Source organism: Streptomyces bohaiensis, from assembly GCF_012033785.1.
Classification (GTDB): Bacteria; Actinomycetota; Actinomycetes; order Streptomycetales; family Streptomycetaceae; genus Streptomyces; species Streptomyces bohaiensis.
In genome coordinates this window covers 1-14,053 of record NZ_JAAVJC010000119.1, presented here as the reverse complement: position 1 = coordinate 14,053, position 14,053 = coordinate 1, and the positions used below count along the sequence as shown (strand labels likewise).

The 14,053-nt window shown below is 71.9% G+C and carries 13 protein-coding genes; 5 read left to right on the top strand and 8 right to left on the bottom strand.

The genetic code is table 11. From position 1 onward, the window contains the following. Window positions 1-299 precede the first annotated feature (299 nt). From HCN52_RS14395 to thyX, 3 genes are all read right to left on the bottom strand, one after another. Window positions 300-1,985, bottom strand: coding sequence for a ribonuclease J (locus tag HCN52_RS14395; RefSeq protein ID WP_168088855.1), 1,686 nt, complete (start codon window positions 1,983-1,985; stop codon window positions 300-302). A 241-nt stretch (window positions 1,986-2,226) separates the two neighbouring features. Further along, on the bottom strand, window positions 2,227-3,126 hold the full coding sequence (dapA, locus tag HCN52_RS14390; protein ID WP_168088854.1) for a 4-hydroxy-tetrahydrodipicolinate synthase: 900 nt from the start codon (window positions 3,124-3,126) through the stop codon (window positions 2,227-2,229). A 283-nt stretch (window positions 3,127-3,409) separates the two neighbouring features. Then, entirely contained in the window at window positions 3,410-4,102 is a 693-nt protein-coding gene (thyX, locus tag HCN52_RS14385) for an FAD-dependent thymidylate synthase (protein WP_245175147.1), read from the bottom strand. A 323-nt stretch (window positions 4,103-4,425) separates the two neighbouring features. On the opposite strand from thyX, the gene HCN52_RS14380 reads away from it, so the two are divergent. Continuing rightward, window positions 4,426-4,968 (top strand): SCO5741 family PH domain-containing membrane protein, encoded by a 543-nt coding sequence (locus HCN52_RS14380; protein WP_168088852.1) that lies wholly within the window; start codon window positions 4,426-4,428, stop codon window positions 4,966-4,968. 221 nt (window positions 4,969-5,189) lie between these two features. On the opposite strand, the gene HCN52_RS14375 is transcribed toward HCN52_RS14380, so the two are convergent. From HCN52_RS14375 to rpsO, 5 genes are all read right to left on the bottom strand, one after another. Beyond that, window positions 5,190-5,654: a hypothetical protein gene (locus HCN52_RS14375; RefSeq protein ID WP_168088851.1), complete on the bottom strand. Its 465-nt coding sequence runs from the start codon at window positions 5,652-5,654 to the stop codon at window positions 5,190-5,192. A gap of 1 nt (window position 5,655) precedes the next feature. After that, the gene (dapB, locus tag HCN52_RS14370; RefSeq protein ID WP_168088850.1) at window positions 5,656-6,411 is read right to left on the bottom strand and encodes a 4-hydroxy-tetrahydrodipicolinate reductase; all 756 of its coding nucleotides are present in this window, start codon (window positions 6,409-6,411) and stop codon (window positions 5,656-5,658) included. A 64-nt stretch (window positions 6,412-6,475) separates the two neighbouring features. Continuing rightward, window positions 6,476-7,867: a M16 family metallopeptidase gene (locus tag HCN52_RS14365; protein ID WP_168088849.1), complete on the bottom strand. Its 1,392-nt coding sequence runs from the start codon at window positions 7,865-7,867 to the stop codon at window positions 6,476-6,478. Continuing rightward, window positions 7,864-10,089 carry a polyribonucleotide nucleotidyltransferase gene (locus tag HCN52_RS14360; RefSeq protein WP_168088848.1) on the bottom strand — a complete coding sequence of 742 codons (2,226 nt, stop codon included), beginning with the start codon at window positions 10,087-10,089 and terminating at the stop codon, window positions 7,864-7,866. The genes HCN52_RS14365 and HCN52_RS14360 overlap by 4 nt, the downstream gene beginning before the upstream one ends. Window positions 10,090-10,372: 283 nt before the next feature. After that, complete coding sequence (gene rpsO / locus HCN52_RS14355) at window positions 10,373-10,666, bottom strand: 30S ribosomal protein S15 (RefSeq protein WP_167934140.1); 294 nt, start codon at window positions 10,664-10,666, stop codon at window positions 10,373-10,375. 214 nt (window positions 10,667-10,880) lie between these two features. Here rpsO and HCN52_RS14350 point away from each other — a divergent pair, with 214 nt between their 5' ends. From HCN52_RS14350 to HCN52_RS14335, 4 genes are all read left to right on the top strand, one after another. Continuing rightward, window positions 10,881-11,156, top strand: coding sequence for a hypothetical protein (locus HCN52_RS14350; RefSeq protein ID WP_209314532.1), 276 nt, complete (start codon window positions 10,881-10,883; stop codon window positions 11,154-11,156). A 373-nt stretch (window positions 11,157-11,529) separates the two neighbouring features. Next, entirely contained in the window at window positions 11,530-11,787 is a 258-nt protein-coding gene (locus HCN52_RS14345; protein ID WP_168088846.1) for a DUF397 domain-containing protein, read from the top strand. A gap of 100 nt (window positions 11,788-11,887) precedes the next feature. Further along, window positions 11,888-12,628 carry a hypothetical protein gene (locus tag HCN52_RS14340; RefSeq protein ID WP_168088845.1) on the top strand — a complete coding sequence of 247 codons (741 nt, stop codon included), beginning with the start codon at window positions 11,888-11,890 and terminating at the stop codon, window positions 12,626-12,628. Between the two features lie 270 nt (window positions 12,629-12,898). Continuing rightward, a partial coding sequence (locus HCN52_RS14335; protein WP_312876699.1) for an SCO5717 family growth-regulating ATPase occupies window positions 12,899-14,053 on the top strand: 1,155 nt, incomplete at its 3' end.

The window sequence follows — 14,053 nt, the reverse complement described above, 5'->3', positions numbered from 1 at the left end:
CTGCCGACCGGACGGGGTATCAACATATTTGGCGTTGACTTTTGGCACGCTGTTGAGTTCTCAAGGAACGGACGCTTCCTTCGGACTGCCTTCCAGCAGACCCTCCGGGCTTTTCCCTTCGTGTTTCCCACTCTACCAGAGTCAATTCCCTTGCCGTTTCCGGCTGTTGGAGCTGAGTACTGGCGCTCCGGTTCCCAGGACCCTTGGAGCTGGTCCTGCTTCCCGTTGCGGCGGTGACGTAAACGTACTGGGTCGAGGGGCCCGGATGCAAATCCGGGCGCCTCGGGGGGAGGTGACGGTCAGACGTCCACCACGACGGGCATGATCATCGGGCGTCGGCGGTAGGTGTCCGACACCCACTTGCCCACCGTCCGCCGCACCAACTGCTGGAGCTGGTGCGGTTCGACGACGCCGTCCTGCGCGGAACGGGCGAACGCCTCCTCGATCTTGGGCACCACCGCGGCGAAGTCCGCCTCGTCGATGCCGGAGCCGCGGCTGTGCACGGTGGGGCCGTTGACGACCTTGCCCGTGCTGGAGTCCACGACGACGAAGACCGAGACGATGCCCTCGTCGCCGAGGATGCGGCGGTCCTTCAGGTTGGCCTCGGTGACGTCACCGACGGAGAGCCCGTCCACGTACACGTAGCCGGCCCGGACCTTGCCGGAGATGCGGGCACGCCCGTCGACCAGGTCCACCGTGACGCCGTCCTCGGCGATGACGATGTTCTCGGGGGGCACGCCGGTCTTCGCGCCGAGCTCGGCGTTGGCGCGCAGGTGCCGCCACTCGCCGTGCACCGGCATGAGGTTCTTCGGCTTGCAGATGTTGTAGAAGTACAGCAGCTCGCCGGCGGAGGCGTGCCCGGAGACGTGCACCTTGGCGTTGCCCTTGTGGACCACGTGGGCGCCCCACCGCGTCAGCCCGTTGATCACGCGGTAGACCGCGTTCTCGTTGCCGGGGATGAGGGAGGAGGCCAGGATGACGGTGTCACCGGGGGTGATCCGGATCTGGTGATCGCGGTTGGCCATGCGCGAGAGCGCGGCCATCGGTTCGCCCTGGGACCCGGTGCAGACGAGCACCACCTGCTCGTCCGGCAGGTCGGCGAGCGCCTTCACGTCCACCACCAGCCCCGGCGGCACCTTGAGGTAGCCGAGCTCGCGGGCGATGCCCATGTTCCGCACCATCGAGCGGCCGACGAAGGCGATCCTGCGGCCGTTCTCGTACGCGGCGTCCACGATCTGCTGGATGCGGTGCACGTGGCTCGCGAAACTGGCGACGATGATCCGCTTGTCCGCCGCGGCGAACACCTGGCGCAGCACGCCGGAGATCTCGCGCTCCGGTGCCACGAACCCCGGCACCTCCGCATTGGTGGAGTCCGAGAGCAACAGGTCGATGCCCTCCTCTCCCAGCCGGGCGAAGGCGCGGAGGTCGGTCAGCCGGCCGTCCAGCGGCAGCTGGTCCATCTTGAAGTCGCCGGTGTGGACGGCCATCCCGGCATCGGTGCGGATCGCGACCGCGAGCGCGTCCGGGATGGAGTGGTTGACCGAGACGAACTCGCAGTCGAACGGACCGAACTGCTCCCGCCCGCCCTCCCGGACCTCCAAGGTGTACGGACGGATCCGGTGCTCCTGGAGCTTGGCCTCGATCAGCGCGAGGGTCAGCTTGGACCCCACCAGCGGAATGTCCTTCTTCTCCCGCAGCAGGTAGGGGACACCGCCGATGTGGTCCTCGTGCCCGTGGGTGAGCACGATCGCCTCGATGTCGTCCAGGCGATCCCTGATCGAGCTGAAGTCGGGCAGGATCAGGTCGATCCCGGGCTGCTCCTCCTCGGGGAAGAGCACGCCGCAGTCCACGATCAGCAGCCGGCCGTCGTACTCGAACACGGTCATGTTGCGGCCGATCTCGCCCAGGCCGCCGAGGGGGGTGACCCGCAGGCCGCCGTCGGGCACGCGCGGCGGCGCGCCGAGTTCGGGGTGTGGGTGACTCAAAAGACGCTCCTCACGACCCGCGCCACCTGACCTGCGTCGGTCACGTGGCGCGGATGACTGGTGTGGCGAGAGTGATCTCGCGTTGATGGGTTCGCTCTTCAGTTGTGAAGTCCTGGGGCGCACGCCGGGGTGCGCAGGCTTGGTGCGCCGTCACGCACGCTCCGAGGGGCGTCACGGCGGCACGCACCGCCGCGGCCGGGTGTCGCGCTGCTGCGCGGTCGACCCGGCCGCGGCGAACGGCTCAGAGCTGCACGCCGCCGGCGACCAGGTCGCGGCGGAGCTGCTCGGTCTCCTCCTCGGTGACACCGACCAGCGGGAGCCGGACGGGGCCACCCGGCAGGCCCTGGGCGGCCATGGCCGCCTTGACCGTCAGGACGCCCTGCGTGCGGTGCATCCCGGTGAAGACCGGCAGCAGCTTCTGGTGGATCTCCGTCGCCTTGACCACGTCACCGCTCACGAACGAGTCGATGAGGCTGCGCAGCTCCGGGGCCACCACGTGGCCCACCACGGAGACGAAGCCGACGGCACCGACGGAGAGCAGCGGCAGGTTCAGCATGTCGTCGCCGCTGTACCACGCGAGACCCGTGGTGGCCACGGCCCAGCTGGCGCGACCGAGGTCGCCCTTGGCGTCCTTGTTGGCCACGATCCGGGGGTGCTCGGCCAGCCGCATCATGGTTCCGGTGTTGATCGGCACACCGCTGCGCCCCGGAATATCGTAGATCATCACGGGGAGTTCAGTGGCGTCCGCCACAGTGGTGAAGTGCTGGTACAGCCCCTCCTGCGGAGGCTTGTTGTAGTACGGCGTCACCACGAGGAGACCGTGGGCACCGGCCGAGGCCGCCTCCCGCGCGAGGTGGACGCTGTGCCGGGTGTCATTGGTACCGACCCCTGCCACGACATGGGCCCGGTCACCGACTGCCTCGACGACAGCTCGGACCAGGTCGGCTTTCTCGGCGTCGGTGGTGGTCGGCGACTCACCGGTGGTTCCGTTGACGACCAGGCCGTCGTTGCCGGAGTCCACCAGGTGGGTGGCAAGACGCTGCGCGCCGTCGAGGTCGAGGGAGCCGTCAGCGGTGAACGGCGTCACCATGGCGGTGATCACCCGCCCGAAGGGGGTTCGTGATGTCGAGGTCGGAGCCATGCGTACCACGCTACTCGCAGCGCACCGCGGTGTGCGGCATCGGGGCGGGAAAGACACGGAGTCCGGTACTGCCTGCTCGGGGGTTCAGGCAGTACCGGACCCGCGCCTCCAGCCTAGACGAATCCGACAAAGCACCGCAATGCGGACACCATCGCTCTCGTGTTCGGCTCACACCCACCGCAGCCGGCCCCGCCCGGAACCCGTGGCGGACCCGGCCCCGTGCCACACGGCGACGGAGCCGGCGCGGGGCCGCGCGCCTCGGTCGGCCCGCGGCCAGGCGGGCTCAGGGCGCGATACGCCCGTTCGCGTTGAAAGCAGCGTGGGTGAGCGGCATGAGGGAGGCCCAGCGCTGCTCCATGAGCTCGCCGACCATCTCGATCTCCCGCTGCGGGAAGGACGGGACCTTCGCCTGCTCGTGCTGGGTACGGAGCCCCAGGAAGTGCATGAGGGAACGGGCGTTGCACGTGGCGTACATCGACGAGTAGAGCCCGACCGGCAGCGTCGCACGGGCGACCTCGCGGGCGACACCCGCCTCCAGCATCTCCTGGTACGCCGCGTACGACTGACGGTAGGAGTCCGCCATCGCCTCACTGACGAGCTTGTACTGCTCCGGCGTGCCGGCCACGAACTCGTACTTGCCGGGCCGGCCCTGCTGCACCAGCTTCCGCTCCTCGGCGGGCACGTAGAAGACGGGATCCAGGCGACGGTAGCGACCGCTCTCCTCGTTGTAGCTCCAGCCGACCCGGTGACGGTGGAACTCCCGGAACACGAAGAGCGGCGCGCTGATGAAGAAGGTCATCGAGTTGTGCTCGAACGGGCTGCCGTGGCGGTCGCGCATGAGGTAGTTGATCAGGCCCTTGGACCGCTCGGGGTCCTTGCTGACCTCCTCCAGGGACTGCTCCCCCGCAGTGGAGACCCTCGCCGCCCAGAGGACGTCGGAGTCGGAGGCGCTGTGCTTGACCAGCTCCACGGTCATGTCGCTGCGGAAACGAGGTGTATCGGACACCGGAGGCCCTCCCGGGTGTGACAGATCGCGGCACGCGCCGACCCGCCGGGCGGACGCTCGCCACACCCTATGAGAGGCGCTGGCGGGGGGCCGGGGGTGGGGTGGTCCACCTCCCCCGCCGGACGGGTGTCGCATTCCGGACGGCCGACCGGCCCTCTCCCGGGCTGAACCGCGCACCGTGGCGCGGTAATCTCACCGGTCACCGGGCCCCTCAGCGGACCGGCCCCGTGCCCGCCCACGCGACCGCGGCGCACCGCGCCCGCGCGTCCACCGGAAACGATCGAGGACCTGCCGTGCCCCTGCCCTTCCTGACGGCCGACCGCGCACCAGAGACCGTGCGGGAGGACACGCTCCCCCACGCCTCGCTGGACCACTGGCGCAGGCCGTACCGGCTCGGCGGTCTGCGCGTGGGCATCGCCGCAGTCCTGCTGCTGCTCGCCAGCTACATCCTGATGTCGGCGGTCATCATCGCCCTGGCGGGCGGACCGGGGGCGGCGGGGGTCACCCTCGGCCTTGCGGTGGTCACCATCTCCTTCGCCCTGCGGATGCTCAGGATCGGCATATGGGTGAGTCCGCACGGGCTCCGCCAGGTCAACCTGCTCACCACCCGCACGGTGCGGTGGCGCGACGTCTCCCGGGTCAGCACCGTGCAGCAGCCGGTGAAGTGGCTCGGCCTGCCCCGCACCGTGCAGGGTCAGGCGCTGTTGATCGAGCGGCGACGCGGCGAGCCCCTGCGCACGCTGCTGACCGACCGCAACTCGGACTTCCTGCGGCGCCCCGACGCCTTCGACCGGGCCGCCGACCTCGTCGAGGCCTGGGCGGACGAACACCGCTGACCGTCCGGTGCACCGCACCGTCAGCGGCTGCATTGCACCAGGGCCCGGCCCGCCACGTCGTGGACGTGGCGGGCCGGGCCCTGGTGCAATGCGCCCACGGGGAAGCGCCGAACGGGCGCCGGGCGCGGCTCGCAGCGGTCAGTACCGGCCATCCTCGACGCCCGTCGCCGGGCCCCGTCCGATCCGGTGGCTCCCCGGGTCCGCGGCGTGCGGACCGGCGGTCAGGAGCGCGGCAGGCTCTCGGGCGCCTTCCCGGCATGCAGGTCGATGGCGCGGCGCATGGCATGGCGGCCCCGCGCGGTGTCCCGGGCGTCGTGGTAGGCGACCGCCAGCCGGAACCAGGCGCGCCAGTCCTCCGGCGACGCCTCCACCTCCCTGCGGCGCTCCGCGAACACGGCGTCCGCCGCGTCGCGGTCGACGCGTCCGCTGGGGGCCCGGGGAAGGTCGTCGACCGGTAGCCCGCCCTCGGCGTCGAGTTCACGGGCGAGCCGGCCCGCCCGCTGCGCGAACCGGGTGCTGTGCCAGAGGAACCAGGCGCCGATCAGCGGCAGGACCAGGGCCGCGGCGCCGAGCGCCACGGAGACCCAGCTGCCGTGGCGGATGAGCACCACACCGCGGTGCGCCACGAAGCCGAAGTAGACGACGAGGACCGCGGAGACGACGGCGTAGCCGATGCGTGCGCCCATCTCAGCCGTCCAGGTCCAGGAAGTGCTCCAGGCCGACGGTCAGGCCGGGGGTCCCGACCACCCGGCGCACCCCGAGCAGCACGCCGGGCATGAAGGACCCGCGGTTCATGGAGTCGTGGCGGATGGTGAGGATCTCGCCCTCGTCGCCGAAGAGCACCTCCTGGTGGGCGACGAGACCGCGCAGCCTGACGGCGTGCACCGGAACGCCCTCGACATCGGCACCGCGGGCGCCCTCCAGGGCGGAGGTGGTGGCGTCGGGCTGCGGCGGCAGCCCCGCCGCGCGTCGCGCCTCCGCGATGACCTGCGCCGTGCGCGTCGCCGTACCGCTGGGCGCGTCCGCCTTGCCGGGGTGGTGCAGCTCGACCACTTCCGCCGACTCGAAGAACCGTGCGGCCTGCCGCGCGAAGTGCATGGTGAGCACGGCGCCGATCCCGAAGTTGGGAGCGATGAGCACACCGGTGCCGGGCACGGCGGCGAGCTCTTCCCGCAGCGCCCCGAGCCGCTCCTCCGTCCAGCCGGTGGTGCCGACGACGGCGTGGACACCGTTGCGGACGCAGAAGCCGACGTTGGCGACCACGGAATCCGGGTGGGTCAGCTCGACGGCGACCTGTGCGCCCCGCTCGGTGAGCGTCTCCAGCGGGTCGTCGCGGCCGAGCGCGGCGACGAGTTCCAGGTCCTCCGCGGCTTCCACCGCCCGGACGGCCTCGGAGCCCATGCGGCCCCGTGCACCGATGACCGCGACGCGCAGCTTGCTCATGGGTTCGTTCCGTTTCTCGGGTGGGTGGGTCCGCCGCGACGAGCGGCCCCACCGGGCGGGCGGCCTAGGCGAGGGCGTTCTCCAGGCGGGAGGTCTGACACTCGGTGAAGGGACCGATGGCGGCGAGCGAGGGCCGGTGGTCGAGGATCTCCCCCGCGACCTTCCGAACGTCCTCCACCGTCACCGACGTCATCCGGGACAGCATCTCATCCAGGCTGAGCTGGCTTCCCCAGCAGATCTCGCTCTTGCCCAGCCGGTGCATCAGCGCCCCCGGGTCCTCCAGTCCCAGCACCGTCGACCCGGCCAGCTGACCGGTGGCGCGGCGCAACTCCTCCTCGCTCAGTCCCTCCTCCGCGATGAGCGCCAGCTGCTCCCGGCAGATCGACAGGACGTCGTGGACCTGTGCGGGGCGACATCCTGCGTAGACGCCGAACAGGCCGCAGTCCGCGTATCCGGAGGTGTAGGAGTAGACGGAGTAGGCCAGGCCGCGCTTCTCCCGGACCTCCTGGAAGAGGCGTGAGCTCATGCCCCCACCGAGCGCGGTGGAGAGCACGCCGAGCGCCCAGCGGCGATCGTCGCCCCGTGAGACGCCGGGAAGGCCGAGGACGACGTGCGCCTGCTCCGTGCGGCGGTTGAGCACCCCCACCCGGCCGGCGGCGCGCAGGGTGCGGGAGCCGCCGCGCGGCGCACACGGTTCGACGTCCGTCCGTTCCAGCGCTCCGGCGCGGTCGAACGCCGCACGGACCCGGCGCACCACCGACGCGTGGTCGAGGTTGCCCGCCGCCGTCACCACCAGCCGGGTCGGGTCGTAGTGCTTGCGGTAGAAGCGGGCGATGCGATCGCGGGTGAGTCCCTCGACGGTCTCGACGGTGCCGAGCACGGGTCGACCGAGCGGGCTGTCGCCGAGCATGGTCTGGGCGAACAGGTCGTGGACCCCGTCGCCGGGGTCGTCGTCGGTCATCGCGATCTCCTCGAGGATGACGCCGCGTTCGGCGTCGACCTCCTCGGGGAGCAGCAGCGAGTCGGTGAGCATGTCGCAGAGGACGTCGATCGCCAGGGGCAGGTCGCTGTCGAGGACCCGCGCGTAGTAGCAGGTGAACTCCTTCGCAGTGAAGGCGTTCAGCTCACCGCCGACCTCGTCCAGCGCTGCGGAGATGTCCAGCGCGCTGCGCCGCGAGGTGCCCTTGAAGAGCAGGTGCTCCAGGTAGTGGGTGGCGCCGTTGAGCGCGGGGGTCTCGTCGCGGGACCCGACGTGCGCCCAGATCCCGAAGCTGACGGAGCGCACCGACGGCACGGTCTCGGTGACGACCCTCAGCCCGCCCGGAAGGACGGTCTTGCGGACGGTGCCGGCGCCGTTCTCCCCCGGGAGCAGAGTCCGGGTGAGGGCGCGCGGACGGGCCGCGGCCCGCCCCTCCGAGTGGGAGGGGCGGGCCGGGCGGCGGACGGTGCGCGTCACTGTGCGGCGTTGTCCTTCGCGTCCTCGGCGGAATCGCCGTCCTCACCCTCGATGACGGGGATGAGGGACAGCTTGCCCCGCTGGTCGATCTCGGCGATCTCGACCTGGACCTTCTGGCCGACGCCCAGAACGTCCTCGACGTTCTCGACGCGCTTGCCGCCGGCGAGCTTGCGGATCTGCGAGATGTGCAGCAGACCGTCCTTGCCGGGGAGCAGCGAGACGAAGGCGCCGAAGGTGGTGGTCTTGACGACCGTGCCCAGGTACCGCTCACCGACCTCGGGCATCGTCGGGTTGGCGATGCCGTTGATCGTGGCGCGGGCGGCCTCGGCGGCCGGGCCGTCGGCGGCACCGATGTAGATGGTGCCGTCGTCCTCGATGGTGATGTCGGCGCCGGTGTCCTCCTGGATCTGGTTGATCATCTTGCCCTTCGGGCCGATGACCTCACCGATCTTGTCCACCGGGATCTTGACGGTGATGATCCGCGGGGCGTTGGGGGACATCTCGTCCGGGGTGTCGATGGCCTCCATCATCACGTCGAGGATGTGGAGCCGGGCGTCCCGGGCCTGCTTCAGCGCCGCGGCCAGCACCGACGCGGGGATGCCGTCGAGCTTGGTGTCGAGCTGCAGCGCGGTGACGAACTCGCGGGTGCCGGCGACCTTGAAGTCCATGTCGCCGAAGGCGTCCTCCGCACCGAGGATGTCGGTGAGGGTGACGTAGTGGGTCTTGCCCTCGATCTCCTGCGAGATCAGGCCCATGGCGATGCCGGCGACGGGGGCCTTGAGCGGCACACCGGCGTTCAGCAGCGACATGGTGGAGGCGCAGACCGAGCCCATCGAGGTCGAGCCGTTGGAGCCCAGCGCCTCGGAGACCTGACGGATGGCGTAGGGGAACTCCTCGCGCGTCGGCAGGACGGGGACCAGCGCCCGCTCCGCCAACGCCCCGTGGCCGATCTCGCGGCGCTTGGGCGAGCCCACCCGGCCGGTCTCGCCGGTGGAGTAGGGCGGGAAGTTGTAGTTGTGCATGTAGCGCTTGCGGGTCACCGGGGAGAGGGTGTCCAGCATCTGCTCCATGCGCAGCATGTTCAGCGTGGTGACGCCGAGGATCTGCGTCTCGCCGCGCTCGAAGAGAGCGGAGCCGTGGACGCGCGGGATGGCCTCGACCTCGGCGGCCAGGGTGCGGATGTCCGTCGGGCCGCGACCGTCGATGCGGACCTGGTCGGTGATGACCCGCTCGCGGATGAGCTCCTTGGTGAGGGAGCGGTACGCGGCGGAGATCTCCTTCTCGCGGCCCTCGAACTGCGGCAGCAGCTTCTCGGCGGCGAGGCCCTTGATCCGGTCCAGCTCGGCCTCGCGGTCCTGCTTGCCGGCGATGGTGAGCGCCTGGGCGAGCTCGGTGCGGACCGCGGCGGTCAGGGCCTCCAGCACGTCGTCCTGGAAGTCGAGGAAGACGGGGAAGTCACCGGTCGGCTTCGCGGCCTTGGCCGCAAGCTCCGACTGCGCCTGGCACAGGGCCTTGATGAACGGCTTCGCGGCCTCCAGGCCGGCGGCGACGACCTCCTCGGTGGGGGCCTGGCCACCGCCCTTGACGACCTCGACGGTCTTCTCGGTCGCCTCGGCCTCGACCATCATGATCGCGACGTCACCGTCGGGCAGCACGCGGCCGGCGACGACCATGTCGAAGACGGCGTCCTCGAGCTCGGTGTGGGTCGGGAACGCGACCCACTGGCCGTTGATCAGTGCGACGCGGGTGCCGCCGATCGGGCCGGAGAACGGCAGACCGGCCAGCTGCGTGGAACAGGAGGCGGCGTTGATGGCGACCACGTCGTAGAGGTGGTCGGGGTTGAGGGCCATGATCGTCTCGACGATCTGGATCTCGTTGCGCAGGCCCTTCTTGAAGGAGGGGCGCAGCGGGCGGTCGATGAGGCGGCAGGTGAGGATCGCGTCCTCGGAGGGCCGGCCCTCGCGGCGGAAGAACGAGCCGGGGATCTTCCCGGCCGCGTACATCCGCTCCTCGACGTCCACCGTGAGCGGGAAGAAGTCGAGCTGGTCCTTGGGGTTCTTCGAGGCAGTGGTCGCCGACAGCACCATGGTGTCGTCGTCCAGGTACGCGACGGCGGAGCCGGCGGCCTGGCGGGCGAGGCGGCCCGTCTCGAAGCGGATGGTGCGGGTGCCGAAGGAACCGTTGTCGATGACGGCCTCGGCGTAGTGGGTCTCGTTCTCCACCGTTGGTTTACTCCTCTGCTGTGTCCCCGCCCGTGTGGCGGGGACGTGGCGGCGGAGCGCCCCGTGTACGGGCCGGCCATCGATCGAAGCACCCGGGAGATCTCGCCCGGAGGCCACTACCGAGGACCGGCGGCGGTAGGAGCGCCCCGCCTCATCATGTCCTTGTCGGGTCCAGCGTACAAACAGCCGGACCGGTTCCGCCCGTCATCGTCGGATGAGCCGGGTCGGATACGGCGAAGGGAGCGGCCCCCGACCTGCGGGGACCGCTCCCGTCACCAGTGGCTCAGCGCGCGCCGCCGGCGGCGCCGCGGCGGATGCCGAGGCGCTCCACCAGGGCACGGAAGCGGGTGATGTCCTTCCGGGCCAGGTACTGCAGCAGGCGGCGACGCTGGCCGACGAGCAGCAGCAGACCACGGCGGGAGTGGTGGTCGTGCTTGTGGGTCTTCAGGTGCTCGGTCAGGTCGGTGATCCGACGGCTGAGCAGCGCGACCTGGACCTCGGGGGAGCCGGTGTCACCTTCCTTGGTGGCGAACTCGGCGATGATCTTCTGCTTGGTGGCGGCATCGAGTGACGACACGGCTTCTCCTCGTGGTTTCGTGTGCCCGGGAGCCGCCCCTGGTCTTCTTCACAGGGGCCGGGATGTCACTTCCGGAGCCAGCCAACCCTAGCAGCCGTACGGCGGCGGCCGTACCGGCGGGGGTGACGGCGCTCGCGCGCGGGCCACCGCCCCGCGCGCCGGTATCGCCGGTATCGCCAGCTGCCACGATCGGGTGAACGTCTATGCTGCTCGCGTGTTTACGACCGGAGACAAGCTCACCCCCAAGCAGGCCCGGCGGCTCCGGATGGGCATCGGGGGCTTGGCGATGGCGGCCATGGCCGTCGTGCTGGTGATCCGGCTCGGCGACGGTTCGTCCCTGCTGTCGGTCGGGCTGTACGGCGCCGCGTTCGCGCTCAGCGGGGCCGTGATCGAGATGAGCCGACGTGGTCGTACCCGGCTCGGCATGGCGGTACTCGTCGCCGGGTTCGTACTGGTCCTGGCCGCCGACTGGTGGCTCCGCAGCCTCTGACGCCCGGGAAGGGCTCGGGCGGCCGCTGTGCCCTCGCCCGGACGGCCGGGTCGGCCCACGGGGCGCCAGCCCGGCGAGCCCCCATGGGGCGCCCACGGCGACGGGGGCGCGCCCTGACTCTCCCGCGCCGCCCTCCGCGCCCCGGAGCGCACATGGCCGGGCATCGGCCCGGCAGTGGCCCGCATGCGTCGCGCCCGGAGCCGTGCACCCCCGGGAGCGACGGCCGGCGTGCGGCGACCGCGCGGGGCATCGGCCCCGGCCCGGCGGTCGCCGGGGCCCATGACCACGTGTGCGTTCTCCGTTACGATCCAGTGCGTACCGGGCCGGTCGCGGCCCGGCATCCGGCTGCGAGACGAACAGGGAGTGGCTACCAGTGAGTGAGACCCCGGCGGAGATCGCCGCTCGCAAGGAGCGGGAGAAGAACGAGCTCTACGCCATGGACATCTCCGGCGCCGAGTGGCTCAGCGCTCCTGACGGCCCGCAGGACGAGAAGGTGGAGATCGCCTACCTGGAGGGCGGCGCGGTCGCGATGCGGAACAGCGCCGACCCCGGGACGGTGCTGCGGTTCACCGCCGCGGAGTGGGAGGCGTTCGTTCTGGGCGCCCGGGACGGCGAGTTCGACATCGCCTGACAGCGGTCGCGGGGCCGGAGCGCCCCGTGGCGCCGGCCCCGCCCTCCGGCGGCGCCGGCTCACCGTGCCGGGCGGTACCCGGCGTCACGAGAGGACCAGGATGGCATTGCGGGGCGCACGCCTCCTCGCGGCGGCCGTGATCGGCGGCGCCGCTCTGCTGACGGGGTGCGGGGGTACGACCGGCCCGGAGGCGGGGCCCGACGGCACGGTCGACGACCCGCTCGCCGCGGGGCCGGAGTCGCCGGTCGAGGAAGGGCCGGCCGCGGAACTGCGTCGCGCGGTCAACGAGTCGATGGCGACCACCACCTTCCGCGCCGCAGGCCCCTCGCCTGCCTTTCCCGACGCGCAGCAGGTGATGTGGTCCGACCCGGAGGTCGGTGTCCGCGTGGCGCTCACCTCGGAGACCAGCGACGGCGAGATGTTCTGCCAGGACGGTGTCGTCTACACCTCGGTCCCGCTGTTCGCCGCGCGGATGGCGCAGTCGGGCGACCCGGTCGACGTGCCGCCACAGGTACTCGACGGCTTCGTGAGCGTGCAGGTGGGGGACGACTGCGGAGCGCTCTTCGAGGTTCCGCCCGGGGCACGGTTCGCACCGGAGCTGGACACAGTCGTGGCGGGCGCGGAAGCGACCGCGCTGGTCACCTCCGGGGGAGGTGTCACGGAGACCTTCCTCGCGGCGGCCGAAGCCCCCCACCATCTGCTGCGGTTGGAGTCGGAGTTCGCGGACGGGGGCGGAACGACCGTGTACGACTCCTTCGGTGACCCCGTGGACATCCGCATGCCGGACGAGGCAAAGGTGATGTCCACCGAGGAGTTCTTCAACCTGGTGCAGCCGGGCTGATCCCATCCTGAGTGGCGCGGGCGCCGCCCCGTGCCACTCGACCTGACCCCTCCGCCCCGGTCGGCCGCCGTCGGGCGCTGCCGCCCGGGGCGGGCGGGCTGAGCACCGGGCGTCGGGACCGGCCTCGGCGCCGCTCCCTTAGTGTTGAGTGCAAGCGCGGTGCACCGCGCCGTCAGCAAGTTCTGAGTCCACGCCCGCGGGGGTGGCACACCGCGGTGCCGGGCCTGGACCGCGGGGCGCGGACCAGGGAGATCAGCAGCGGGAGGCGTCGTGAACAGCGATCGGGACGGTATGCGCACCGCGTGGGAGGCCGGGGACGATCGCCCCGAGGTCGACCCGCCGGGCGACGAGCCCGAGGAGACCGGTCAGTTCACCGTCGACTTCGAACCGCCGTCCTGGTACGGCCCCGGCAGTACCGCGCAGTCCGCGCCCGACGCGAACGTGGCGCGTGGCGCGGGCCGGGAAGCCTCGGCGGGCGCGGCTGACGAGATGTCAACTCCCCCGCCGCACCTGCCCGCTCCCCGTCGGCAGCCGCCGTCCGCCGCGGGCCGTGGAAGCGGAGCGGACAGTGCGGGGCAGGACGACCGAGGCACGGTCGACAGTCCCGCAACGATGCAGTTCAGCAAGGCCGCCTTGCGCCGCGCGCTGCACGAGCGCCCGGTGGATCCGGGTCCCCCCGCACCGGAGAGCCCGGCGCCCGGCGGACTGCCGCCCCTGCCGCCGGACTTCCAGCTGCAACCGCCGCTCGGCGCTCCCCGGACCGGTGCGCCGCACTCCGGCGGCAGCCCGGCGGCCCCGCCGACGCCCCCGGGCTTCATGCTGCCCGACTCCCTGACCGAGGCGGTGGAGGAGTCGGACCCTCCGGGCACCAGCAGCCGCCCCGACGGGTCGGGCGCCGGGACGACGGAGCGCGGCACGGAACCCGAGGTGGACGCGTACGACCTGCCGGCTGCCGCCCCGCCCCCCTCACGACCGTCCGAGCCCGCCGCGCCCGAAGCCGATGACATCGGCGGTCGCCCCGTCGGCGGTGCCCTGACCGCCGCGACCAGCGACAGCGACGCGCGACGCGACGACGACGACGAGGACTACGGGCTGCCCGGGCCGGCCGCAATGGCGGAGCCGCCGCGCTCCGAGCCACCGGTCACGCAGCCGGGCAGGACGGACGAGTCCCCCAGGGCGGACTCCCCCGCCCTGCCCGCGGGGCCGGTCGGTGAGCCGCGTCCCGAGGTTCCGCCCGCCTCCCCCGTCGCCGTCTCGCCCTACGCTCCCGGCCCGCAGAGCGGCGCGCCGGCCCCGAGCGGGCCGTTCCCGCCCGGCTTCCCCTCCGCACCCGGAGCGCCGGGCCCCTGGCCCCCCGGGGCAGGCCCCGGCGCGACCTCGGGCCACGGTGCGGCACCGGCGTCGCCGTACGGCCCTGCGGCACCG

What these genes read in the sequence shown, in the direction of transcription:
- dapA (WP_168088854.1), bottom strand. Translation starts at nt 3,126, where the DNA reads ATGGCTCCGACCTCGACATCACGAACCCCCTTCGGGCGGGTGATCACC.
- thyX (WP_245175147.1), bottom strand. Translation starts at nt 4,102, where the DNA reads ATGACCGTGGAGCTGGTCAAGCACAGCGCCTCCGACTCCGACGTCCTC.
- HCN52_RS14375 (WP_168088851.1), bottom strand. Translation starts at nt 5,654, where the DNA reads ATGGGCGCACGCATCGGCTACGCCGTCGTCTCCGCGGTCCTCGTCGTC.
- dapB (WP_168088850.1), bottom strand. Translation starts at nt 6,411, where the DNA reads ATGAGCAAGCTGCGCGTCGCGGTCATCGGTGCACGGGGCCGCATGGGC.
- HCN52_RS14340 (WP_168088845.1), top strand. Translation starts at nt 11,888, where the DNA reads ATGGCATTGCGGGGCGCACGCCTCCTCGCGGCGGCCGTGATCGGCGGC.